20 protein-coding genes and 3 tRNA genes are annotated in these 24,826 nt (G+C 54.2%); 8 read left to right on the forward strand and 15 right to left on the reverse strand.

Annotated elements, in window-relative coordinates; all coding sequences use genetic code 11:
- Window position 1: 1 nt before the first annotated feature.
- From hflK to nnr, 8 genes are all read right to left on the reverse strand, one after another.
- Window positions 2-1,261 (reverse strand): FtsH protease activity modulator HflK, encoded by a 1,260-nt coding sequence (gene hflK, locus J4645_RS15620; protein ID WP_000312505.1) that lies wholly within the window; start codon window positions 1,259-1,261, stop codon window positions 2-4.
- Between the two features lie 214 nt (window positions 1,262-1,475).
- The gene (hflX, locus tag J4645_RS15625) at window positions 1,476-2,756 is read right to left on the reverse strand and encodes a ribosome rescue GTPase HflX (protein ID WP_000460338.1); all 1,281 of its coding nucleotides are present in this window, start codon (window positions 2,754-2,756) and stop codon (window positions 1,476-1,478) included.
- Between the two features lie 71 nt (window positions 2,757-2,827).
- Window positions 2,828-3,136, reverse strand: a complete 309-nt coding sequence (gene hfq / locus J4645_RS15630) for an RNA chaperone Hfq (RefSeq protein WP_001051875.1) — start codon at window positions 3,134-3,136, stop codon at window positions 2,828-2,830.
- 82 nt (window positions 3,137-3,218) lie between these two features.
- Window positions 3,219-4,169 carry a tRNA (adenosine(37)-N6)-dimethylallyltransferase MiaA gene (miaA, locus tag J4645_RS15635; RefSeq protein ID WP_001000734.1) on the reverse strand — a complete coding sequence of 317 codons (951 nt, stop codon included), beginning with the start codon at window positions 4,167-4,169 and terminating at the stop codon, window positions 3,219-3,221.
- On the reverse strand, window positions 4,162-6,018 hold the full coding sequence (gene mutL / locus J4645_RS15640) for a DNA mismatch repair endonuclease MutL (protein ID WP_001627583.1): 1,857 nt from the start codon (window positions 6,016-6,018) through the stop codon (window positions 4,162-4,164). The genes miaA and mutL overlap by 8 nt, the downstream gene beginning before the upstream one ends.
- Before the next feature lie 9 nt (window positions 6,019-6,027).
- Window positions 6,028-7,347, reverse strand: a complete 1,320-nt coding sequence (gene amiB, locus J4645_RS15645; RefSeq protein ID WP_000640362.1) for an N-acetylmuramoyl-L-alanine amidase AmiB — start codon at window positions 7,345-7,347, stop codon at window positions 6,028-6,030.
- A 16-nt stretch (window positions 7,348-7,363) separates the two neighbouring features.
- Complete coding sequence (gene tsaE, locus J4645_RS15650; protein ID WP_000981984.1) at window positions 7,364-7,825, reverse strand: tRNA (adenosine(37)-N6)-threonylcarbamoyltransferase complex ATPase subunit type 1 TsaE; 462 nt, start codon at window positions 7,823-7,825, stop codon at window positions 7,364-7,366.
- Window positions 7,797-9,344, reverse strand: coding sequence for a bifunctional ADP-dependent NAD(P)H-hydrate dehydratase/NAD(P)H-hydrate epimerase (gene nnr / locus J4645_RS15655; protein ID WP_023215143.1), 1,548 nt, complete (start codon window positions 9,342-9,344; stop codon window positions 7,797-7,799). The genes tsaE and nnr overlap by 29 nt, the downstream gene beginning before the upstream one ends.
- Between nnr and queG the strand changes: the two genes are divergently transcribed.
- The gene (gene queG, locus J4645_RS15660) at window positions 9,343-10,482 is read left to right on the forward strand and encodes a tRNA epoxyqueuosine(34) reductase QueG (protein ID WP_023215142.1); all 1,140 of its coding nucleotides are present in this window, start codon (window positions 9,343-9,345) and stop codon (window positions 10,480-10,482) included. The two genes, nnr and queG, sit on opposite strands and share 2 nt — an antisense overlap.
- A 269-nt stretch (window positions 10,483-10,751) precedes the next feature.
- On the opposite strand, the gene J4645_RS15665 is transcribed toward queG, so the two are convergent.
- The 3 genes from J4645_RS15665 to J4645_RS15675 form a co-directional block, all read right to left on the reverse strand.
- Window positions 10,752-10,827 (reverse strand) — tRNA-Gly (locus tag J4645_RS15665).
- Between the two features lie 156 nt (window positions 10,828-10,983).
- A tRNA-Gly gene (locus J4645_RS15670) sits at window positions 10,984-11,059 on the reverse strand.
- A gap of 37 nt (window positions 11,060-11,096) precedes the next feature.
- Window positions 11,097-11,172, reverse strand: a tRNA-Gly gene (locus J4645_RS15675).
- A gap of 275 nt (window positions 11,173-11,447) precedes the next feature.
- Here J4645_RS15675 and J4645_RS15680 point away from each other — a divergent pair.
- Complete coding sequence (locus tag J4645_RS15680) at window positions 11,448-12,188, forward strand: arginine ABC transporter substrate-binding protein (protein WP_000727892.1); 741 nt, start codon at window positions 11,448-11,450, stop codon at window positions 12,186-12,188.
- A gap of 61 nt (window positions 12,189-12,249) precedes the next feature.
- Here J4645_RS15680 and orn read toward each other — a convergent pair whose 3' ends face one another.
- Window positions 12,250-12,795: an oligoribonuclease gene (gene orn, locus J4645_RS15685; protein ID WP_001271546.1), complete on the reverse strand. Its 546-nt coding sequence runs from the start codon at window positions 12,793-12,795 to the stop codon at window positions 12,250-12,252.
- Window positions 12,796-12,901: 106 nt separating this feature from the next.
- On the opposite strand from orn, the gene rsgA reads away from it, so the two are divergent.
- The 3 genes from rsgA to mscM all read left to right on the forward strand — a co-directional run bounded on the left by rsgA (window position 12,902) and on the right by mscM (window position 18,359).
- The gene (gene rsgA, locus J4645_RS15690; RefSeq protein ID WP_208208991.1) at window positions 12,902-13,954 is read left to right on the forward strand and encodes a small ribosomal subunit biogenesis GTPase RsgA; all 1,053 of its coding nucleotides are present in this window, start codon (window positions 12,902-12,904) and stop codon (window positions 13,952-13,954) included.
- A gap of 91 nt (window positions 13,955-14,045) precedes the next feature.
- Window positions 14,046-15,014: an archaetidylserine decarboxylase gene (gene asd / locus J4645_RS15695; RefSeq protein ID WP_000934949.1), complete on the forward strand. Its 969-nt coding sequence runs from the start codon at window positions 14,046-14,048 to the stop codon at window positions 15,012-15,014.
- A gap of 18 nt (window positions 15,015-15,032) precedes the next feature.
- On the forward strand, window positions 15,033-18,359 hold the full coding sequence (mscM, locus tag J4645_RS15700) for a miniconductance mechanosensitive channel MscM (protein WP_001236749.1): 3,327 nt from the start codon (window positions 15,033-15,035) through the stop codon (window positions 18,357-18,359).
- A 123-nt stretch (window positions 18,360-18,482) separates the two neighbouring features.
- Here mscM and J4645_RS15705 read toward each other — a convergent pair whose 3' ends face one another.
- The 3 genes from J4645_RS15705 to epmA all read right to left on the reverse strand — a co-directional run bounded on the left by J4645_RS15705 (window position 18,483) and on the right by epmA (window position 21,573).
- Complete coding sequence (locus J4645_RS15705) at window positions 18,483-18,803, reverse strand: hypothetical protein (protein WP_023215141.1); 321 nt, start codon at window positions 18,801-18,803, stop codon at window positions 18,483-18,485.
- 64 nt (window positions 18,804-18,867) lie between these two features.
- Window positions 18,868-20,370, reverse strand: coding sequence for a glutamate/gamma-aminobutyrate family transporter YjeM (gene yjeM / locus J4645_RS15710; RefSeq protein ID WP_000149872.1), 1,503 nt, complete (start codon window positions 20,368-20,370; stop codon window positions 18,868-18,870).
- 225 nt (window positions 20,371-20,595) lie between these two features.
- A complete protein-coding gene (gene epmA, locus J4645_RS15715) occupies window positions 20,596-21,573 on the reverse strand; it encodes an elongation factor P--(R)-beta-lysine ligase (protein WP_000004797.1) in 978 nt (325 codons plus the stop codon).
- Between the two features lie 322 nt (window positions 21,574-21,895).
- Between epmA and frdA the strand changes: the two genes are divergently transcribed.
- From frdA to frdC, 3 genes are read left to right on the forward strand one after another with little or no spacing between them, the layout of a single operon-like run.
- Window positions 21,896-23,686 carry a fumarate reductase (quinol) flavoprotein subunit gene (gene frdA / locus J4645_RS15720; RefSeq protein WP_001192952.1) on the forward strand — a complete coding sequence of 597 codons (1,791 nt, stop codon included), beginning with the start codon at window positions 21,896-21,898 and terminating at the stop codon, window positions 23,684-23,686.
- Window positions 23,679-24,413: a fumarate reductase iron-sulfur protein gene (frdB, locus tag J4645_RS15725; protein ID WP_000829509.1), complete on the forward strand. Its 735-nt coding sequence runs from the start codon at window positions 23,679-23,681 to the stop codon at window positions 24,411-24,413. Before frdA ends, frdB begins: the two co-directional genes overlap by 8 nt.
- Window positions 24,414-24,423: 10 nt before the next feature.
- Window positions 24,424-24,819: a fumarate reductase subunit FrdC gene (frdC, locus tag J4645_RS15730; RefSeq protein WP_000208749.1), complete on the forward strand. Its 396-nt coding sequence runs from the start codon at window positions 24,424-24,426 to the stop codon at window positions 24,817-24,819.
- The last annotated feature ends 7 nt before the right edge of the window (window positions 24,820-24,826 follow it).

A 24,826-nucleotide genomic window follows, 5' to 3' on the forward strand; every position in this document is an offset into this window, starting at 1 on the left:
GTTATTCCCCCTGACGCTGGTAGTCGTTACGCTGCGCATTCGCGCGGCGTTGGTCCATAATATCGCCCTGATTTGAGGACGACGTGTTGCTTGCTCCGCTGGCGTTAGACTTTGTGGACGGCGGCAGGCGCAGCAGGTTGCTGGCGCTATTGTCGCTCTTTGCCGCCGGCGCATTCCCGCCTTTCAGCATCTGATCTAACGGCAGCACCATTAAATTACCGCTCTTGTCGTTAACCAGTACTTTACGGGTATGGCTCAGCACTTTTTCCATCGTTTCAATATACAGACGCTCGCGTGTAATCTGCGGCGCGGCTTTATATTCCGGCAAAATCTTCGCAAACCGGGCGACTTCACCCTGCGCTTCCAGGATAGTCTGGGTTTTATAGGCGCGTGCCTCTTCCAGAATACGCTGCGCCTGACCGTTGGCGCGCGGCTGAACTTCGTTGGTATACGCTTCCGCTTCACGAATGTACTGCTGCTCGTTTTCACGTGCGGCAATCGCGTCGTCAAAGGCGGCTTTCACCTCTTCCGGCGGACGCGCAGCCTGGAAGTTCACGTCCAGCAGGGTAATCCCCATGTTGTACGGTTTGATAGTCTCTTCCAGCTCGCGTTGGGTATCGCTACGAATAACGGTACGACCTTCGGTCAGGATGCGATCCATCGTGTATTTACCAATGACGCCACGCAGCGCGCTGTCGGTGGCCTGACGCAGGCTATCGTCCGGGCTGGTCACGCTAAACAGATATTTCTGCGGATCGGTGACGCGGTATTGCACGTTCATTTCAACGCGCACGACGTTTTCATCAGACGTCAGCATCACGCCTGACGCCGCCAGTTCGCGCACCGCTTCGACGTTCACCGGCGTGACGTCGTCAATAAATGTCGGCTTCCAGTTCAGACCTGGCTCTACCAGATGGCTGAATTTACCAAAACGCGTCACAACGCCGCGCTCGGCTTCTTTAATGGTATAAAAACCGCTGGCCGCCCAGATAATGACTACTGCCGCCGCGGCGATGGCGACAATACGGCCTCCCAGTTGCGGACGCGGGCCTTGCGATGAGCTACCGCCGCCGGAACCGGTGCCTTTACCGCCCCCAAAACCACCGAGTTTTTTACTCAGCTTACGGAAGATATCATCCAGATCGGGAGGTCCCTGATCGCGGCCACCTTTGTTTCCATTTCCCCCAGAGTTGCTGCCAGGTTTGCTGCTTCCCCACGGGTCGCGGTCCTGTCCGTTATTACCGGGCTGATTCCACGCCATGTTTGTGCTCCATATTTGTTATGCGGTGATCCCCGTTGTCTTTCGACCTCAGAGGATAAGGCGAAATTACTCCATGCTTCAGACGAACCGCCGTTACAGACATCATCTTTCAGACTGCGTCCTGAGTGGCGGCTTTTTTACCCCAGGTCACTTCGTTGTGAGCTCCTGAAATTCTCTCAGCTACCGCTTCAATACGACCTGAATGACTTCGCGTCTAGATCACGTATTCGATCAACGCCGGTTCTTGTTTACAGAGGCGACGCCAGTCGACAATCGGCATTCGTACCTGCAGACTGACGCTACCGTCTTCCTCCATCCACTCTTTTTCTATTGCCTGAAGCTGATAAAACCGGCTTCTCAGACGCCCTTCCTGCGGCGGCAAACGCAGCGTATGCTGCGCCACCTCGCCGGAAAGACGCTCCGTCAAAGCCTGAAAAAGCTGTGGTATTCCCACGCCGCTTTGCGCTGAAAGCCAAACGCGGATGGGTTTATTCTCTTCATCTCTGTCGATACGCGGTTCAAAGTCGTCCAGCATATCGATTTTGTTCATCACCATTAAGGTGGGGATTTCGTGAGCGTCAATCTCTTCAAGAACGGTGTTTACCGCCTCGATGTTTTCCTGCACACGAACATCCGCCGCATCGACCACATGCAGCAGCAGCGTCGCCTGACGCGTCTCCTGCAGGGTAGCTTTAAAGGCAGCCACCAGATCGTGCGGTAAATGGCGGATAAAGCCTACCGTATCCGCCAGAACGGTTTCACCGACATCCGCTACATCAATACGACGTAACGTGGGGTCCAGCGTCGCAAATAGCTGATCTGCCGCATAGACCCGCGCTTCAGTGATCTGATTAAAAAGGGTGGATTTTCCGGCGTTGGTATAGCCCACCAGCGATACCGTCGGAACGTCGGCCTTGATGCGCGACTGCCGCCCCTGCTCACGTTGCTTCTCAACTTTCTCCAGGCGCGACTGAATCTGCACAATGCGATTACGCAGTAAACGACGGTCGGTTTCGAGCTGGGTTTCACCCGGACCGCGCAAACCAATCCCGCCTTTCTGACGTTCAAGGTGGGTCCAGCCACGCACCAGACGCGTAGCCAGATGGCGTAGCTGCGCCAGCTCAACCTGCAACTTACCTTCATGGGTACGTGCACGTTGGGCAAAAATATCTAAGATAAGACCGGTGCGATCGATAACCCGGCACTCGCACAAACGCTCCAGGTTTCGCTCCTGGGCTGGACTCAATGCATGATCAAACAATACGACCGCTGCGCCAGTCGCTTTCACGGCTTCCGCAATTTCAACTGCCTTACCTTCACCTACAAAGTACTTCGGGTGCGGTGCTTTACGGCTACCGGTAATCACCTGCATTGCTTCGACACCGGCGGAAGAGACCAGAGATTCAAACTCCTGGAGGTCTTCCATATCTTTGTCTTGCGAAAAATAGATGTGTACCAGTACCGCCTGCTCACCGGCATCATAACGGTCAAACAAGCGTAAACCCTCTTAATAACCAGCGGGGGCGATTATCCGACGCCCCCGACATGGATAAACAGCGCGTGAACTTATTCAGTCTCTTCGCTGTCCTGTTGCGCAGTAGAACCCTGCGCGTTGCTACCGTGATGGTAGTTATTGCTGGCGCCGCCACCGGCATTGTTGCTGTGATGGGAAACCGGGCGAGACGGGACAACAGTAGAAATCGCGTGCTTATAAACCATCTGGCTGACCGTGTTCTTCAACAGGATCACGAACTGATCAAAGGACTCGATTTGACCTTGCAGCTTAATACCATTCACCAAATAAATAGAAACTGGAACACGTTCCCGACGCAATGCGTTCAGGAACGGATCTTGTAAAGATTGCCCCTTAGCCATTCTCTTTTCCTTATATGCTTATTTGTACTTTGAACCTTTCGATTCTGAAAAATTGCGCACGATACGTCTCAATTGTACACATTCAGTCTGCGATAGCACCAACAACCTGTAATACTTCTTTTCGCGCCCGATCGGGATTCTCACTGTCAAGCCAGCGCACCCCTTCCCAACCGCGCAACCAGGTCATCTGGCGCTTCGCCAACTGTCTCGTGGCGCAAACACCTCTATAAACCATTTCATCATATGAGATTTCGCCCTCAATGTATGACCACATCTGGCGGTATCCCACACAACGGATGGAAGGCAAGTCCGTATGCAAATCTCCTCGGGCAAAAAGCGCCCGGACTTCTGCTTCAAAACCTGAAGCCAACATCTGATGAAAACGCAGTTCAATGCGCTGATGGAGCAGTTCACGGCTCGCCGGGGCGATAGCGAACTGATGCACCTGGTACGGTAGCGCGTCTCCTGACGTTTGCGTTAGCTCCGTTAAAGTTTTACCCGAAATGAAAAAAACTTCCAGTGCCCGGGAAAGTCTTTGCGGATCATTTGGATGAATTCGCGCGGCGGCAACCGGATCTATCTCCTGAAGTTGCTGATGCAACGCCTCCCATCCAAGCTCCGCTGCTTGCTGCTCTATCCGGGATCTGACTTCCGGATCTGCTGAAGGCAGCGGCGATAAGCCTTCCAGCAATGCCTTAAAATACAGCATGGTACCGCCCACTAACAGCGGGATACGCCCCGCAGCGGTGATCTCCGCCATTTGCGCTAACGCGTCGCGGCGAAAATCCGCCGCCGAATACGCCTGCGACGGGTCGCGTATATCCAGCAGTCGATGCGGCGCCGCTTTCAGCTCATCGGCATTCGGCTTAGCCGTGCCAATATCCATTCCCCGATAAATGAGGGCGGAATCAACGCTTATCAACTCTACTGGCAAAACTTTACGCAGTTCTATCGCCAGCGCCGTTTTGCCGGAGGCCGTCGGCCCCATCAAAAATATCGCCTTAGGCAGGCTCGCCTTGCTTACATCATTCATGCTTCAGGGCGTTCATCGCCGAATGTAAATCAACAGGTTGTAACAGGCCACCCGGCGGCGCTTTTACCAGCTGCGGACATAGCCGCTCAACATCCGCCAGCAGCGATATGGCCTGCGCCATCGACCACTGCGGATGTTCGCTCTGCACATTACGCGCTATCCATTGTGCAATATTGACCGTTGCAAATGTGGTCTGCTGCGCCAGGTAGCCTATCAGTTCAGGAATCAAGATTTGTAAATTTTGTTGTCGTAAGGGTAAAGGCACCGCCCGAATGGTCACATGCTGCGCATCTGACTGAAATTCAATACCCAATTCTCCCAACAAAGATTGGGCTTGTTGCAGCGCGGCTTTTTCATCGGCGCTCACTTTTAAACGCAGAGGAATCAGCAACGGCTGCGCGCAAACCGGACTTTGACCCGGTGTAAGCTGCGCCTGACGCAGCCAACGCTCCGCAACCGGCAGCGACAAGAGCTGGATAGTCCCCGCATGTTCCAGCAACGCGCAGTCACCGCCGACTATCGTCAGTACGCGACCAAAACTCTGGCTATGTCCGTCAAGCGCAGGCGCAACCGCCTCCGGCGCGGGGCTCGTCGTCGGCGTCTGTAAAAGCGCGCGATAAACCTCGCCCTGCTGCTTCTGATAACCTGGCTGCGCGTGCGGCCAACCACCTGCGGACTGACGCCCGCCGTTGCCGCCCGATGCGCCGCCGGAATAACGCGGTGTCGCGGGCTCGCGCGCCGCAGTTGGCTCGGCGGGTACAGCAAAATGGTTGCGCCCCGCGGCGATACGGTTTTCCGGGACATGCCGCGGCGCTGGCGCAATCTCCTCCAGCGGCAGAGTCGTTTCCGTCTGCTGTTGCAGAACGCTCAGCACCCCTTGATAGATGAAGTCGTGCACCAGCCGGGATTGATGAAAACGCACTTCGTGCTTGGCGGGATGAACATTGACATCCACCTGATGCGGGTCAATCTCCAGATACAGCACAAACGCAGGCTGTTGGTCCGCGCCCAGTTTATCTTCACAGGCCTGGCGAATGGCATGGTTGATCAAGCGGTCGCGCATCATGCGGCCATTCACATAGCAGTACTGGATCTCCGTTAACGCCGTGGTGGTGTGATTCGGATCGGCGACCCAGCCGCGCAGGGTCAGATCGCCATGCTGCCACTCGATCGCCAGTGCCTGTTCGAGAAACGGCGTGCCGCAGATGGCGCCTAACCGGCGCTCTTTTTGCCCGTCCTTTGCGACAGCGCGATACTGCCGTACCAATTTGCCGTTGTGCGACAGGTTAAGCGTGACGTCAAAACGGGCCAATGCAATACGACGGATGATCTCATCGATGTGATTAAATTCCGTTTTTTCGGTACGCATGAATTTGCGCCGGGCGGGCGTATTATAAAAGAGATCCAGAACTTCCAGGGTGGTGCCGACCGGGTGCGCGGCGGGTTTTACCGTCACGTCCATGTCGCGCCCTTCCGCATACGCCTGCCAGGCTTCCGCCTGCTCCGCCGTACGCGACGTTAGCGTCAAACGCGAGACCGAACTGATACTGGCCAGCGCTTCGCCGCGAAATCCCAGACTGATAATCGCTTCCAGATCGTCAAGCGAGGCGATTTTACTGGTGGCATGACGGGCCAGCGCCAGCGCCAGCTCCTCTTTTTTAATGCCGCAGCCATTGTCGCGAATACGAATAAGCTTCGCGCCGCCACGCTCGATGTCGATATCAACGCGGGTGGCGCCTGCATCCAGACTATTCTCTACCAGCTCTTTAACAACCGACGCAGGGCGTTCCACCACTTCGCCAGCGGCGATTTGGTTCGCAAGCTGCGGCGGCAGAACCTGAATCGGCATGAAATCTCCTTAATTCGCGGCGGTTATGGCGCCAGGCTGGTTGGTACTGGCCGTCTGGCCTGGGCCGCCCTGCGGCGCAGACTGGATCGGATGCGCTGCAAAGTACTTACGCAACCCCCGGTATATAGCGTCAGCAATCTGCTGCTGATAGCGGTCGCTCGCCAGCAATCGCTCTTCGCCGTGATTACTGATAAAGCCCGTCTCCACCAAAATGGACGGGATATCCGGCGAACGCAACACGCCCAGGCTAGCGTGTTCCGGGCGACGTTTATGCAGCGACCCCACGCCGTCGAGTTGGCTTAGCACGTTCGTCGCCACATCATACCCTACCCGCTGCGAATGACCGAATTGCAAATCCAGTACCGCCTGGCTCAGGTAAGGGTCTGACTGACTGTTCGCCAGCACATCGCCAGCGCCGCCTAACAGTTCGGATTGCTTCTCATGCTGCTCAAGCCAGTTTGCCATTTCGCTGTTCGCGCGACGATTGGACAATACCCAGACGGAGGCGCCAGTGGCGTCGCGATTTGGCGCGGCATCCGCATGAATAGAGACAAGGAAGTTGGCGTTTTGCTTACGCGCCACGTCAGACCGCCCCATCACCGAAATAAAATAGTCGCCGTCACGCGTCAGCACTCCTTTAAACATCGGATCGTTATTCAGCAATGTGCGTAACTTACGCGCGATGGCGATGGTGACATTTTTCTCGCGCGTACCGCCCGGGCCTATCGCACCGGGGTCCTGGCCTCCATGTCCGGCATCAATAGCAATCACCACTTTATCGCCAGCGCCTGCCGACGCGCGCGCCGCAGGCCGCGTAACGGTATTGCTGCTGGTTACGCCGGTCAGGCGATCATCAGAAGATTTAAACGGATTACGGGCAGGCTCCGTCGGGCGGGGCGCGCTTTCAACCCGTTTCGCGACGACAGGCGGTGGCGGCGGCGGAACATCGGCATTAATGGTGAAAATGACCGTATAGTTGCCGCCGTTTTGCCGCTTCACAGCCTCGGTTTTACCATTTTCCGTCAGATCGACAAGCAACCGTAAAGATTGCGCATCTTTCGGCGTTCCGGCACGGATCGTTTTCACCAGATTGTTACCGCTAAACTGAAGCGGCAGCCCCTGAATCACGCCGGTCTGCCTGATATCCAGCGCCACGGTACGTTTACCGTCCTGTGAGTAAGCATATTCCGGCTCGCCGATAAAACTCAGCGTAATGCGCGCCTGCTGCTCGCCGTTGGACACCTGAATATCAGAGAGACTGGCGGCGCCCGCCTGCGCGCACAGCAGGATTAAGGCTGCTATTACGGCATTTTTGATGCGATAAATCATCCCGCCACCTTTATAGCTAATCGGCTAAACGCGCCAGTAACGAATGACCCGATGAGGATACCGCGCTTACGCGAGCCTCACGCCCCTGCGCCTGGTAATCAATATGGATTTCGACGTCCGGGTCGGGGAGAACGCCTTTACCTTGTTGCGGCCACTCCACCAGACAAATGGCGTCGTTGGCGAAATAATCGCGAATGCCCATAAACTCCAGCTCCTCCGGGTCCGCAAGACGGTACAAGTCGAAGTGATATACCATCATGTTATCAAGCGCATAAGGCTCTACCAGCGTATAGGTGGGGCTTTTTACATTACCGTTATGGCCTAACGCCTGTAAAAATCCCCGGCTAAACGTCGTTTTACCGGCACCTAAATCGCCATACAGATAAATAACGGTCGCGCCATCACAGGCGTTGGCTACCCGTTGCCCCAGGTCTAGCGTCGCCTGTTCGTCAGGTAGCGGAATTACTCGATTCATCATGGTTTACGTCAATCACATCAGGGTTAACAATACGCCGCAGCGTAGTAAAAAGATCGGTCGCCAACATGCCGCGAGCGCCATAACGCGCTGCCAGTAAGTCCGCCGCCGCGCCGTGAGCCACACATCCCACACATGCCGCATCATACGGGGTAAACTTCTGTCCGAGCAATGCGCCGATGATGCCGGACAGGACATCGCCCATCCCGCCGCTCGCCATCCCTGCATTACCAGCGTCAATGATAGCCAGAGGGTGGTGTTCAGCGGCGATAATCGTTCCTGCGCCTTTTAACACGACCACGCCTCCGTACCGTTTTACCAGACGCTGTGCTGAAAGTAAGCGATCACTTTCAATTTCTGCCACAGAACATCCTAACAGGCGGGCAGCTTCTCCCGGATGCGGCGTAATCACGCGATTGTGACGTTTATCAGGATTGATTGCCAGTAGGTTCAACGCATCCGCATCCCACAGCATAGGTTTACGGACGTTTTCTACTTTCTGTAAGGCTTTTTTGCCCCATTCCTGCTGCCCAAGCCCCGGGCCGATCACCACAACGTCAGCCCAGGTCAGGCTCTCTTCCAGCGACTGAGGCGTAAGTTCATGTACCATCAGTTCCGGGCGGGCTGTCAGCAACGGCGCGATGTTTTCACCGCGAGTCAGTACTCTGACCAACCCAGCCCCCGTACGCAGCGCCGCCTCGCCAGCCATCCGAATCGCGCCCGCTGTTCCCTGGTCGCCGCCGATAATCGCCAGACGACCATGATCGCCCTTATGCGAGGTCGGTCGACGCGGCGTTAGCCATTGCCCCAACTGCGTCGCGTCAAAACGCCGGAGCGGCGGCGTCTGGCTCGCCAGCCAGCCTTCCAGCCCCAACGCGTCATAATGCAATATGCCGGTAACGTCACGCGCTTTGCCGGTCAGCAGGCCTGGTTTCAGGGCGATAAACGTGACCGTATGCGCGGCGCTTATCACCGCGCCAGGCGTGGCGCCCGTTTGCGCCAGCAGACCTGACGGGATATCGACGGCGACAACCGGCGCAGGATGGGCGTTCGCCTGTTCAATCAGACCGGCTACCGAGTCGCGCGGCGCCTGGGCTATGCCGGTGCCAAGCAGCGCGTCGATAATTAGATCCGTCGCTTCCGGCCAGATAATATCGGCAGCATGGATAATGCCGCCGGCATTCAGCCAGGCATCGCGCGCCTGCGCCGCTTCTTCAGGTAACGGTTTGTCGCTCTCCTGCGCCAGCAACGTTACGCTAATGCCCGCCGCTTGCGCTAGTCGCGCCACGACGTAACCATCGCCGCCGTTGTTGCCATGACCACACAACACCAGCCAGTGTCGGGTGTCAGGATAACAGTCACGGGCTACCCGAAATGCCGCGTCGCCAGCGCGCAGCATCAATTCATAGAGTGTGAGTCCGAAGGCATCCGCCGCATCGCGTTCCAGCCGTTTGATGTCATCGGCGGGCCAAATGGAGTGTGGTATACTTACAGGGTTTTTCTTCATGTTATGGTCCATCATGTCAAAGCCCCTCGATCTCAATCAGTTAGCGCAAAATATTAAGCAGTGGGGGCTGGAGCTGGGCTTTCAGCAGGTCGGTATTACTGATACCGATCTGCGCGCATCCGAACCTGCGCTGCAGGCGTGGCTGGACAAACAATACCACGGCGAGATGGCATGGATGGCGCGCCACGGTATGATGCGCGCCCGGCCTCATGAACTCTTACCCGGTACGCTACGTGTCATCAGCGTGCGCATGAACTATCTGCCCGCCAACGCCGCGTTTGCCAGTACGTTGAAGGATCCCACGCTGGGCTACATTAGCCGATATGCGCTGGGGCGTGATTATCACAAGCTATTACGCAGCCGCCTTAAAAAACTGGGCGAGCAGATCCAGCAGTACTGCGGTTCGCTGAATTTTAGACCGTTTGTCGACTCTGCGCCTATTCTTGAACGCCCATTAGCGGAAAAAGCCGGACTTGGCTGGACGGGTAAGCACTCACTTATCCTTAATCGGGAGGCGGGCTCATTCTTTTTCCTGGGGGAACTGCTGATTGATTTACCGCTGCCGGTCGACCAGCCGGTCGAGGAAGGTTGCGGCAAATGCGTCGCCTGTATGACCATTTGCCCGACCGGGGCGATCGTCGAACCGTATACGGTGGACGCGCGGCGCTGTATTTCTTATCTCACCATTGAGCTGGAAGGCGCTATTCCGGAAGCATTTCGCCCACTGATAGGCAACCGTATTTACGGCTGCGATGACTGCCAGCTTATCTGTCCGTGGAATCGTTACTCTCAGTTGACCGACGAAGCAGATTTTAGCCCACGCAAGGCGCTGCATAACCCAGATTTGCTTGAGTTGTTTAGCTGGAGCGAAGCGCAGTTTCTGAAAGTCACTGAAGGTTCTGCGATTCGGCGCATTGGCCATTTACGCTGGCTGCGCAATGTTGCCGTCGCGCTGGGGAATGCGCCGTGGAGTAATGCCGTCATTACGGCGCTGGAAAGCCGCAAGGGTGAGCATCCACTTCTTGATGAGCATATCGAATGGGCGATTGCGCAACAAATTGAAAAGCGCAACGCCTGCATCATTGAAGTGCAGCTACCGAAAAAACAGCGTCTGGTCAGGGTGATTGAAAAAGGGCTGGTGCGCGATGCCTGAATTATTCACAGGCTGTGTATAAAAATAAAAACACATTGCGATTCAAGAGGGAAAAAAGGAACAGACAATAACGCTAACGTTTTGAAATCTTATTTTTTCTATACTTTTCAGTAAATTATAGAAATTCTACGCGTCAGGTATGATTTTTTGCATTCCAGGAGTAATGGGCCGTCCTGTGGATAAGTCTGTTTACAAGGATCTGACGAAAGCGGAACAAAACGTGCCCCAACGCGATATTCGTTGTGGATAATTTCACTGTAGATAAGAATTGGAGCGGGAAACGAGACTCGAACTCGCGACCCCGACCTTGGCAAGGTCGTGCTCTACCAACTGAGCTATTCCCGCATAATCTTCGTCTTTCGAACCGCTACTGCGTTGGCTGCCTTCACTCGCCTGAGTCACTTACTTCAGTAAGCTCCTGAGGACTCATTCAGTTGCCGCCTTGTCGCAATTCGAAATCCTGCGATTGGTGGTCTGTACTTAACAAGTACTTTCAAATTTTGGAGCGGGAAACGAGACTCGAACTCGCGACCCCGACCTTGGCAAGGTCGTGCTCTACCAACTGAGCTATTCCCGCTTGGGTGCGCTTGTACTTAACAAGTACTTTCAAATTTTGGAGCGGGAAACGAGACTCGAACTCGCGACCCCGACCTTGGCAAGGTCGTGCTCTACCAACTGAGCTATTCCCGCAAATTTGTTGCTGTCGTAATTCGCATTTCTGCGTCGTTACGGGAGGCGCATTATACGAGAAATCCATTTAGCTGCAAGCCCCTGAACGCATTTTTTCGCGATTTTTGTTTGAATGCTGATTAAATCACCAAACAAGACAAAAAACGAGCAAAGCGTGCGCTATGCAACAAAAAACTTTCCACGCCACGCCTAAAGGCACAGAATCAGAATAGCACCCTGCGCCAAAAAAAGAATAGCACGGTGACCACAACATCCAATTGATATCAGGGATCAAGATGAAAAAAAAACTTATTGTCATGCTGTTAGCCAGCCTCTCCGTTCACGCCGCTTCCGTTTCCGCCAGAACATTACATTTTGGCACCTCCGCCACCTATGCGCCCTATGAGTTTGTCGATGCCGATAATAAAATTGTTGGTTTCGATATTGATGTTGCCAACGCGGTCTGCAAAGAGATGCAAGCGGAGTGCTCATTCACTAACCAGAGCTTTGATAGTCTGATCCCCGGCCTACGCTTCAAAAAGTTTGATGCGGTGATCGCCGGTATGGATATGACGCCCAAACGTGAACAGCAGGTCTCCTTTAGCCAACCCTATTACGAAGGTCTATCGGCGGTAGTCGTCACGCGTAAAGGGGCTTATCACACTTTTGCCGATCTGAAAGGCAAAAAAGTCGGTCTGGAAAACGGTACAACGCATCAGCGCTATTTGCAGGATAAACAACAAGCCATCACGCCTGTCGCCTATGACAGCTATCTAAACGCCTTTACCGATCTGAAAAATAACCGTCTTGAGGGCGTGTTTGGCGATGTCGCCGCGATTGGTAAGTGGCTAAAAAACAATCCGGATTACGCCATCATGGATGAACGCGCCAGCGATCCTGACTACTACGGAAAAGGGTTAGGCATTGCGGTACGCAAAGGCAACGACGCGCTATTGCAAGAAATTAATGCCGCGCTCGATAAGGTGAAAGCGTCGCCGGAATATGCGCAAATGCAAGAGAAATGGTTTACGCAGTAATTCAGTGGCGGGAGAGCTGCCGGATGAGACGCTCTGGCGTTGCCATCCGGCATGTTACGCCTCACAGCTTAATGAAATGCTCGCGGTAGTAAGCCAGCTCCGCCACCGACTCGCGAATATCATCCATCGCCTGGTGCGTGCCCTGCTTGGTAAAGCCAGCCAGAATCTCCGGCTTCCAGCGGCGCGCCAGTTCCTTGAGCGTACTGACATCCAGATAGCGATAGTGGAAGTAGGCCTCCAGTTCTGGCATATATTTAAACAGAAAACGACGATCCTGACCGATGCTGTTACCGCAAATCGGCGACTTACCCGCAGGCACCCACGTTTTCAGAAATTCAATCGTCGCCAGTTCAGCGTCTCGTTCGCCCATCGTACTTGCCTTAACGCGATCCACCAGACCGCTGCCAGTATGGGTGCGCACGTTCCAGTCATCCATTAACGCCAGTTGCGCATCGGATTGATGTACCGCAATCGTCGGCCCTTCTGCCAGAATGTTCAGGCTGGCATCCGTCACCAGCGTGGCTATCTCAATAATGCGATCGCGCTCGGGGTCCAGACCTGTCATCTCCAGATCGATCCAAATCAGGTTGTTTTCATCGGCACTCATGCTATTTTCCACCCTTCAGAGGTCACATTCACTGTGACTATATTCATCTACAATTGCGTGTATCATAGATGTTTTGCCCACTATGGGCGACCAGGAGCCAGTACGATTGAGCAAAAATAAACTCTCCAAAGGCCAGCAGCGCCGTGTGAACGCCAATCACCAGCGTCGTTTAAAAACGTCCGCGGAGAAAGCCGACTACGATGACAACCTGTTTGGCGAGCCTGCAGAAGGTATCGTCATTAGCCGTTTTGGTATGCATGCCGATGTGGAGTCTGCTGACGGCGAGGTTCACCGTTGCAATATCCGCCGCACTATCCGTTCGCTGGTGACGGGCGATCGCGTCGTCTGGCGTCCAGGCAAAGCCGCCGAAGAGGGCGTCAACGTAAAAGGCATCGTTGAAGCGGTGCATGAGCGCACCTCGGTATTGACGCGCCCGGACTTCTACGACGGCGTGAAGCCTATTGCCGCCAACATTGACCAAATCGTTATCGTCTCCGCGATTTTGCCGGAGCTGTCGCTGAATATCATCGATCGCTATCTGGTCGGCTGTGAAACCCTACAGGTTGAGCCGCTTATCGTACTCAATAAAATTGATCTGCTGGACGACGAAGGTATGGACTTCGTTAATGAGCAGATGGATATCTACCGCAATATCGGCTATCGCGTGCTGATGGTCTCCAGCCATACGCAGGATGGTCTGAAACCGCTGGAAGAGGCGTTAACCGGTCGCATCAGTATTTTTGCCGGGCAGTCCGGCGTCGGAAAATCCAGTCTGCTAAACGCTCTACTCGGCTTACAGAACGAGATTCTGACGAACGATGTGTCGAATGTCTCCGGTCTGGGTCAACATACCACTACCGCTGCTCGTCTGTATCATTTCCCGCATGGCGGCGATGTCATTGATTCCCCCGGCGTGCGCGAGTTCGGCTTATGGCATCTGGAGCCGGAACAAATCACCCAGGGCTTTGTCGAATTTCATGACTATTTGGGACATTGCAAATACCGGGACTGCAAGCATGACGCCGATCCAGGCTGCGCCATTCGCGAAGCGGTAGAGAACGGCGCTATTGCGGAAACCCGTTTCGAAAATTATCACCGAATTCTTGAAAGTATGGCGCAGGTAAAAACGCGTAAAAACTTTTCTGATACGGACGACTGACAGATACGCTAGGCGTCGTTAGAATCGTCCCCTTTTTTCAGGATACCGGTATAACTGCCGGTTCAGGAACAACAATGGCCTGGAGGCTACCTTGTTAAACTCATTTAAACTTTCGCTACAATACATTCTGCCGAAACTATGGCTCACTCGCCTGGCGGGCTGGGGCGCAAGCAAACGAGCAGGATGGCTGACAAAACTGGTTATCGATCTCTTCGTAAAGTATTACAAAGTTGATATGACTGAGGCGCAAAAACCGGATACCGCCAGCTATCGTACGTTCAATGATTTCTTTGTTCGTCCGCTGCGTGATGACGTGCGTCCGCTCAATACCGATCCTAACATCCTGGTGATGCCTGCCGACGGCGTGATAAGCCAGTTGGGTCGTATCGAAGAAGATAAAATTTTACAGGCCAAAGGCCATAATTACAGCCTTGAAGCGTTGCTGGCGGGTAACTACCTGATGGCGGATAAGTTCCGCAACGGCACGTTTGTGACCACTTACCTCTCCCCTCGCGACTACCATCGCGTGCATATGCCATGCAACGGCATCCTGCGCGAAATGATCTACGTACCGGGCGATCTGTTCTCCGTTAACCATCTGACCGCGCAAAACGTCCCCAACCTGTTTGCCCGCAACGAGCGCGTTATCTGTCTGTTTGATACCGAGTTCGGTCCTATGGCGCAGATTCTGGTCGGCGCAACTATTGTCGGCAGTATCGAAACCGTCTGGGCGGGGACCATTACCCCGCCGCGCGAAGGCATCATCAAGCGCTGGACCTGGCCAGAAGGCGAACATGAAGGGTCTGTCGCCTTGTTGAAAGGCCAGGAGATGGGGCGCTTTAAACTGGGTTCCACGGTCATCAACTTATTTGCGCCGGGGAAAGTGAATCTGATCGCGTCGCTGGCAAGCCTGTCCGTTACCAAAATTGGCCAACCGCTGGCGACGTCGACCGAAACATTCGTCGCGCCGGAGGTAGAACCTGCTCCGCTGCCGGCAGAAGAAATTAAAGCCGAACACGACGCCAGCCCGCTGGTTGACAATAAAAAAGACGACACCTAATCAAGAGAGAATGCTGACGTGCGCCTGATTATCGCTTTTCTGATGGCCTGGTGCCTCAGCACGGGGGCCTTCGCCGCAACGGCCCCCGACGCCAAACAAATCACGCAGGAACTGGAGCAGGCAAAAGCGGCGAAGCCCGCTCAGCCGGAAGCCGTTGAGGCGCTCCAGACTGCGTTAAACGCGCTTGAAGAGCGAAAAGGCTCGCTTGAGCGCGCGAAACAATATCAACACGTTATTGATAATTTCCCTAAGCTATCCGCCACCTTGCGCGCCCAGTTGAATAATCTGCGCGATGAACCTCGCAGCGTACCGCCAGAGATGTCCACCGAAGCGTTAAATCAGGAGATCTTGCAGGTTAGCAGCCAGCTACTGGATAAAACCCGCGAGGCGCAACAGGAGCAGGAGCGCGTCAGGGAGATCGCCGACTCGCTCAGCCAGCTTCCCCAACAGCAAAACGACGCCCGCCGCCAGCTTAATGAGATTGAGCGACGACTCGGCGCCGCAGGCGGAAGTGCCGCGCTTAGCCAGGCGCAAAGTCTCAATATGCAGGCGGAGTCCGCCAAACTAAAAGCGTTAGTCGACGAACTGGAGTTGGCGCAACTGTCCGCCAACAACCGGCAGGAACTGGCTCGTCTGCGTTCCGAGCTGGCGGAAAAACAGAGTCAGCAACTGGATGCGTATCTTCAGGCGCTGCGCAATCAGCTCAATAGCCTGCGTCAACGTGAAGCGGAACGCGCGCTGGAAAGCACTGAGCTGCTGGCGGAAAACAGCGCCGGTTTGCCGGAAGGCATCGTCGAACAATTTAAAGTCAACCGCGAGCTGTCACAGGCGCTCAATCAACAAGCGCAGCGGATGGATCTGGTCGCCTCGCAGCAGCGACAGGCCACCAGCCAAACGTTACAGGTGCGCCAGGCGCTCAATACGCTGCGGGAGCAGTCGCAATGGCTTGGCGTGTCCAACATGCTTGGCGAAGCGCTGCGCGCGCAGGTCGCCCGTCTGCCAGAGATGCCTAAGCCGCAGCAGCTTGATACGGAAATGGCGCAGCTACGCGTCCACCGTATGCGCTATGAAGAGTTACTCAATAAGCAGCCGCAGCTACGGCAAATACGTCAGGCCAATGGACAGCCGCTGACCGCCGAGCAAAACCAGATCCTTGACGCCCAGCTTCGCACTCAGCGCGAGCTGCTCAACTCTTTGTTACAGGGCGGCGACACGCTGATCCTGGAGCTGACCAAACTGAAAGTCTCCAACAGCCAACTGGAGGATGCGCTTAAAGAGGTTAATGAAGCGACCCACCGTTATCTGTTCTGGACCGCTGACGTTAGCCCGCTATCGCTCTCCTGGCCTGTTGATTTGGTTCAGGATTTACGCCGGCTTATCTCATTAGATACATTTAATCAGTTAGGTAAAGCCAGCATCATGATGCTGACCAGCAAAGAGACGCTACTGCCGTTATTCGGCGCGCTGGCGCTGGTCGGGTTTAGCCTCTATTCACGCCAACACTTCAACCGGTTCCTTGAGCGCTCGGCCTCGCGCGTCGGGAAAGTCACCCAGGATCACTTCTCGCTGACGCTGCGAACGGTGTTCTGGTCGATTCTGGTGGCCTCGCCGCTGCCGGTCTTGTGGGCGACGCTCGGCTATGGTCTACAGGAAGCCTGGCCGTATCCGCTGGCCGTCGCCATCGGCGATGGCGTGACGGCGACAGTACCGCTGTTGTGGGTAGTCATGATTTGCGCTGCGTTTGCCCGCCCTAATGGTCTGTTTGTGGCGCATTTCGGCTGGCCGCGAAACCGGGTAGCGAAAGCGATGCGCTACTACCTGATGAGCATTGGGCTGATCGTGCCGCTCATCATGGCAGTGATCATGTTTGATAATCTTAACGATCGGGAGTTTTCCGGCTCGTTGGGCCGCCTTTGCTTCATCCTGATATGCGGCGCGCTGGCGCTGGTCACGCTGAGTCTGAAAAAAGCGGGCATCCCGCTCTATCTTGATAAAGAAGGCAACGGCGACAACATGGTCAACAGCCTGCTGTGGAATATGTTGATGGGCGCGCCGCTTATCGCGATTCTGGCGGCGGCGGTGGGTTATCTGGCCACAGCGCAGGCGCTACTGGCGAGACTGGAAACCTCGGTCGCCATCTGGTTCCTGTTGCTGGTCATCTATCACGTCATTCGCCGCTGGATGCTGATCCAACGACGCCGACTGGCTTTTGACCGCGCCAAACATCGTCGGGCGGAAATGCTGGCGCAGCGCGCGCGCGGCGAAGAAGAACCGGCGCACTCCTCCAGCCTGGAAGGCGCGGTCGACATCGATGAAAGTGAAATCGATCTTGACGCTATTAGCGCTCAGTCGCTGCGTCTGGTCCGCTCAATTCTGATGCTTATCGCCCTGCTATCGGTAATTGTACTGTGGTCGGAAATCCACTCGGCATTCGGCTTCCTGGAGAATATTTCGCTGTGGGATGTCACCTCTACGGTGCAAGGCGTGGAAAGCCTGGAGCCGATTACCCTCGGGGCTGTGCTCATTGCGATTCTGGTCTTTATCATCACCACGCAGTTGGTGCGTAATCTGCCCGCGCTGCTGGAACTGGCGTTATTACAGCATCTCGATTTAACGCCTGGTACCGGTTACGCCATCACGACCATCACCAAATATCTGTTAATGCTGATTGGCGGGCTGGTCGGTTTCTCAATGATCGGCATTGAGTGGTCGAAGCTACAATGGCTGGTGGCCGCGCTCGGCGTTGGGCTTGGTTTTGGCCTGCAAGAAATTTTCGCTAACTTTATCTCCGGCCTGATTATTTTGTTTGAAAAGCCGATTCGTATCGGCGATACGGTGACCATTCGCGATCTCACCGGCAGCGTGACCAAAATCAATACCCGCGCCACCACCATCAGCGACTGGGATCGTAAAGAGATTATCGTGCCGAATAAAGCCTTTATCACCGAACAGTTTATCAACTGGTCGCTGTCTGACTCCGTTACGCGCGTGGTGTTAACCATCCCGGCGCCGGCGGATGCCAATAGCGAAGAGGTGACGCAAATTCTACTGACGGCGGCGCAGCGCTGTTCTTTGGTGCTGGATAACCCGCCGCCTGAAATCTTTCTGGTGGATCTCCAGCAGGGTATTCAGATTTTCGAACTGCGTATCTATGCTGCGGAAATGGGACACCGTATGCCATTACGCCATGAGATCCACCAATTGATTCTGGCGGGCTTCCGCGAGCACGGTATTGATATGCCGTTCCCGCCTTTCCAGATGCGTCTGGAGAGTCTCGGCGGTAAACAAACGGGGAGAACGTTAACGTCAGCGGGTAAAACCAGCCGCCCGGCGGGCAGTTTGTAGCGCATGATCCAGGCAAGAAATGCCGGATGCGACCCGTCGGGTCTTATCGGCAATTAATCTGTAGGCCCGATAAGCTTGCGCCATCGGGCATTTCATCGCAGCTCACAGACATTTTCGGACTTATTATGCGTCCAGATCGGCAACAGGCAGGTTAATTTCGCTATAGCGCATTCGGAATAAATCGCCGTAACCCACCAGTTCTCCGCGAAATACGAGGCATCTTATAACATACGCGCAATAAATATCCGACACATGTTTCCACTTATCCTCATCGCGATCCCTTAACGTGCCAATAGTCATTCCTACTACCATCGCAACCTTTCGACGTGCAACATGAACGGAAGAAAGAATAACCTTTTCTATTTCAAGGATATCTTCCGGAGTAAAATTGAGTGCCTTAACCTCATCTTCCGTGATAATCGGGTCTCTCGAACTATCATTCATAACGTTCTCCATCGGGCAATAAACGCCGGATGCGACCCGTGGGGTCTTATCCGGCATACGGCCTTTACTCCGCCGCCCACTCCGGATCAGCGCTCATGCGGCTGCTGTAATTCTGATAAATCGCCATCGCCAGCAGCGAGAAGAAGATCGGGCCGCCGATCATCCACAAGGCGCTGTCCCAGTCCCCAGCTTCAATCACTGGCTGGATGATGGTAAAGACGTTGGCAAACGTCACCACCAGCACCACAACACCCGTCGCGACCAGGGTAGAGGCTTTGGTTTTAAAGAGAACAAATGGCCGCTCCAGATCCTGACGCGCTTTAAAGAAGGGAAATGCCAGCGCAAGGAACAGGTATGGCAAGGTCATTGAGACGTTCGCCATCAGCGTGAGTTTGTTATAAAACGCCGATGCGGTGTCACCGCCAAAAGAGACCAGCAAAATAAACAGACTCACCAGCACGCACTGTAGCCACATAGCGGTCGCCGGCATACCGTTAGCGTTCAGTGTCGTCATCGGCGCGGGCCACAACGCTTTTGGCGTCCCCTGAATAATGGCTTTCAGCGGTGAATAGCTCAACGTAAAAAACGCGCCAGTATAAGCCAGAAACATAGAAAGGCCGGTGATACGCGCAAACCAGACGCCCACCGTCATCGCTGCGTCCGGAGAAAGGTTTAACGCGTTACCTAATGTCGTGCCTAAACTCGACATCAGAATGTAGGTGATATTCCCTAAGTTAACGGCGCTATTACTTAATATCTGTTGCCAGTTAGTGCTGACGCCCCATAAAAAGATCGCCAAAGAATAACCAATTGAAATCACAATAGCCGCGAAAACAATACCTTTCGCAAAATTCTTTTCCGGTTTCTCGGTTTTATCCACCAGTCCGCCGACAGCCTCAATACCGCCGTAAGCAAAAATAGCAAATACCACAAATGACAACATTGCCAGGCCGGAGTGATAACCCGGATTCGGTGACGAGGTAAAATTAATTTCTTGTGCAAAATGCCCACCATTTAATAACAAAATAGCGACACTCACTAACAATAAAACTAAATTAAGGCACATTACGGCAATACCTCCGACCGCCGTAATTCGCGCAATTTTATTGATCCCTCTGGCGGCGACACACGTCACCAGAATCATCCAGCCGACGGCGAGCAGCCCGACAACCTGCGTAGGCTCAAGCCCCGCAATACGCCAGTGCTGCGTCATATCGGCGCCAAAAACAAAAGTAGAAAACGGTACCCAAATTTTTGCCGCCGTACTTACCATCCATATGACATACGATGAAAACCACATAAACGTGCCGATAAACGCGTAACGTGGCCCCACGCTATTATTCATCCACGAATAGATCCCGCCCTCTTCTTTGCGATAAGCGGAACCCATTTCAGCCATCATTAAGGCGAATGGAATAAAAAACAGCAAGGCAGAAAATATATACCACGGGATTGCGCTATACCCCATTAAATAAAACGCCGACGGGCTATTCGCAAAACCAAAAACAGAAGTAAAAATCATCAGGATAAGCCCAATAAGGCTCATCTTTTTTATCGTGTGGGTCATTCAACCATCCCTTACTCTTGAGCGCGTTTGCCAGACGCCGCTCACCGATTGACGCCGCCTTCTTTTTTACAAAGGTCAGCGATAAAAAAATCAACACAGGATTGATACCTAAATGGCATCAAAGTTCCAGCCTTATGTTGTGGCAAACAGAGGATAATTGAAAAAATATGCTACAAAATGGCGCTTATTGCGCCATTTTATCTCGCGAAAGAGTGAATTTCAGATTTACGCCCGATCGACCGTAAAAGCAATCACGTCCGCCAGACTTTCTGCTCCCAGCGCCAGCATCACCAGACGATCAACACCCAGCGCCACGCCGGAACAATCCGGTAGACCGGCGGCCAGCGCATCCAGTAGATTTTGGTCAATCGGCTGCTGCGGCAGACCGCGCGCGGCGCGCTTACGATTGTCCTGTTCAAAGCGCTGTTGTTGCTCACGTGCATCCGTCAGTTCGTGGAAACCATTCGCCAGCTCAATACCTTTGTAGTACACCTCAAAGCGCTCGGCGACGCGATGATCCTCGGTACTGATTTGTGCCAGCGATGCCTGACTTGCCGGAAAGTGATAAATAAAGGTCGGCTTTTCTTTACCTATATGCGGCTCAACCCCCATCGTGAACAGCAGTTGCAGCAACGTATCACGGTCTTCTTCCGTATCAGCGATATTGCTTAAATCAAGCTTTGCCGCCGCCTCACGCAGTTGCGTTTTATCTGCTGATAACGGGTCAATCTCCAGATGGCGCTGAAACGCCTGTTGATAGGAGAGACTTTCCGCAGGTTGACAATCCAGCACTTGCTGAAGCAAATCATCCACTTCATTCATCAGGCGGTACATATCGTAATGCGGGCGATACCACTCCAGCATGGTGAATTCCGGATTATGATGTCGTCCCATCTCTTCATTACGGAAACTGCGGCATAGCTGGAAAACCGGGCCGCACCCTGCCGCCAGCAGGCGTTTCATATGGTATTCCGGACTGGTCATTAAATAGAGGTTCATCCCCTGGGAATGGCCAGGTCCGACGAAACGCGTTTCGAACGGGAACAGATGAATGTCTGTGACCGTCGCCTGACTCATGCAGGGCGTCTCAACCTCAAGCACTCCACGATCGGCAAAGAAACGACGGATTTCCGCCATAATCGCCGCACGTTTTAATAAATTGGGGATGGACGCGCTCGGCTGCCAGGTTGCCGTTTCGCTCATGATTCTTTCTCCAGTTTAAGACAAGGTCACGAAGTCTACTCGCAACGCGCGGGCGAAACAAATTTTGCGCGGGCGTATCGGGCGCCTTCTGGAGGGTAAAAAAAGTGATTTCAGATGGTTTAGTAATTAAATTAATCAAAATCAATGATAATTCATCCCTCTGATACGCTAAAAAAATCGAACACGTCAAATTTCCCTCACATCCCTGAGACTATACTGTTGTACCCATAAAGGAGCAGTGGAAACGCATTCATACTTCGCAGAACCCAGAGGCTTTATCTGGCTGCGCGAGGGTGAAATTACAATAATCTGGAGGAATGTCGTGCAAACCTTTCAAGCCGATCTTGCCATTATAGGCGCCGGTGGCGCGGGATTACGTGCTGCAATTGCTGCCGCACAGGCGAATCCCAATGCTAAAATCGCACTGATCTCAAAAGTGTACCCGATGCGCAGCCACACCGTCGCTGCCGAAGGGGGTTCAGCCGCTGTCGCCCAGGATCATGACAGCTTTGACTACCATTTTCACGATACGGTAGCAGGCGGAGACTGGCTGTGTGAGCAGGATGTCGTGGATTACTTTGTCCACCATTGTCCCACTGAGATGACGCAGCTGGAGCAATGGGGCTGCCCGTGGAGCCGCCGTCCGGACGGTAGCGTTAACGTGCGTCGCTTCGGTGGTATGAAAATCGAGCGTACCTGGTTCGCCGCGGATAAAACCGGCTTCCATATGCTGCATACCCTGTTCCAGACTTCCCTGCAGTTCCCACAAATCCAGCGCTTTGACGAACATTTTGTGCTGGATATTCTGGTTGATGACAACCATGCGCGCGGCCTGGTGGCAATGAACATGATGGAAGGCACGCTGGTGCAAATCCGCGCCAACGCCGTGGTCATGGCGACAGGCGGCGCAGGCCGCGTATACCGCTATAACACCAACGGCGGCATCGTCACCGGCGACGGGATGGGCATGGCGCTGAGCCACGGCGTTCCGCTGCGTGATATGGAATTCGTTCAGTATCACCCGACCGGCCTGCCAGGTTCCGGTATCCTGATGACCGAAGGTTGCCGCGGCGAAGGCGGTATTCTGGTCAATAAAAATGGCTACCGTTACCTGCAAGACTACGGCATGGGCCCCGAAACGCCGCTGGGCGAGCCGAAAAACAAATATATGGAACTGGGGCCGCGCGACAAAGTATCCCAGGCTTTCTGGCACGAATGGCGTAAAGGCAACACCATCTCCACGCCGCGCGGCGATGTGGTTCACCTCGACCTGCGTCATCTCGGCGAGAAGAAACTGCATGAACGTCTGCCGTTCATTTGCGAACTGGCGAAAGCCTATGTCGGCGTCGATCCGGTTAAAGAACCGATTCCAGTACGTCCGACCGCGCACTACACCATGGGCGGCATTGAAACCGACCAGAACTGTGAAAGCCGTGTCAAAGGGCTGTTTGCCGTTGGCGAATGCTCCTCTGTTGGCCTGCATGGCGCGAACCGCCTCGGTTCCAACTCACTGGCGGAACTGGTGGTATTTGGTCGTCTGGCTGGCGAACAAGCAATGGAACGCGCTGCGACGGCAGGCGCCGCAAATAGCGCCGCGCTCGACGCCCAGGTTGCCGATATTGAACAACGTCTGAAAAATCTGGTGAACCAGGAAGGCAACGAAAACTGGTCGAAGATCCGCGATGAGATGGGTCTGTCTATGGAAGAAGGTTGCGGTATTTACCGTACCCCGGAACTGATGCAGAAAACCATTGATAAACTGGCCGAGCTTCAGGAACGTTTCAAGCGCGTACGTATCTCCGATACCTCCAGCGTGTTCAACACTGACCTGCTGTATACCATCGAACTGGGTCATGGTCTGAACGTGGCGGAATGTATGGCGCACTCTGCGCTGGCGCGTAAAGAGTCCCGCGGCGCGCATCAGCGTCTGGATGAAGGCTGTACCGAGCGCGACGATGTGAACTTCCTCAAGCACACCCTCGCCTTCCGCGATGCTGATGGCACGACCCGTCTGGAATACAGCGACGTGAAAATCACCACCCTGCCGCCAGCCAAACGTGTTTACGGCGGTGAAGCGGAAGCAGCCGATAAGAAGGAGAAGGCGAATGGCTGAGATGAAAAACCTGAAAGTTGAGGTGGTGCGCTATAACCCGGAAACCGATACCGCGCCGCACAGTGCTTTCTATGAAGTTCCTTATGATGAAACAACATCGCTACTGGACGCGTTGGGCTACATCAAAGATAACCTGTCGCCAGACCTGAGCTACCGCTGGTCCTGCCGTATGGCGATCTGCGGCTCTTGCGGCATGATGGTCAACAACGTCCCTAAACTGGCGTGTAAAACCTTCCTGCGCGATTACACCAACGGTATGAAGGTGGAAGCGCTGGCGAACTTCCCGATTGAGCGCGATCTGGTTGTCGATATGACGCACTTTATCGAAAGCCTGGAAGCGATCAAACCGTACATTATTGGCAACTCTCGCACGCCAGATCAGGGGCCGAATGTCCAGACCCCGGCGCAAATGGCGAAGTATCATCAGTTCTCCGGTTGCATCAACTGTGGTCTGTGCTACGCCGCGTGCCCGCAGTTCGGTCTGAATCCTGAGTTTATCGGACCGGCTGCGATTACGCTGGCGCATCGCTATAACGAAGATAGCCGCGATCACGGTAAGAAGGAGCGTATGGCGCAGTTGAACAGTCCGAACGGCGTATGGACCTGTACTTTCGTGGGCTACTGCTCCGAAGTCTGTCCAAAACATGTCGATCCGGCTGCGGCCATTCAGCAGGGTAAAGTGGAAAGCTCGAAAGACTTTCTTATCGCCACCCTGAAACCACGCTAAGGAGTGCAACATGACGACTAAACGCAAACCCTATGTGCGGCCGATGACGTCCACCTGGTGGAAAAAACTGCCGTTTTATCGCTTTTATATGCTGCGCGAAGGCACAGCGGTGCCGGCAGTCTGGTTCAGTATTGAACTGATTTTCGGTCTGTTTGCGCTCAAACACGGCGCGGAATCCTGGATGGGATTCGTCGGCTTTTTACAAAACCCAGTGGTAGTGATCTTAAACCTGATCACTCTGGCGGCCGCGCTGCTGCACACCAAAACCTGGTTTGAACTGGCGCCGAAGGCGGCCAATATCATTGTAAAAGACGAAAAAATGGGGCCAGAGCCAATCATCAAAGGGCTTTGGGTGGTCACTGCGGTAGTCACCGTAGTCATTCTGTATGTTGCCCTGTTCTGGTAAGGAGTCC

This window comes from Salmonella sp. 32082101201600294FB01SM01, from assembly GCF_017572865.1.
GTDB classification, from domain to species: Bacteria; Pseudomonadota; Gammaproteobacteria; order Enterobacterales; family Enterobacteriaceae; genus Salmonella; species Salmonella enterica.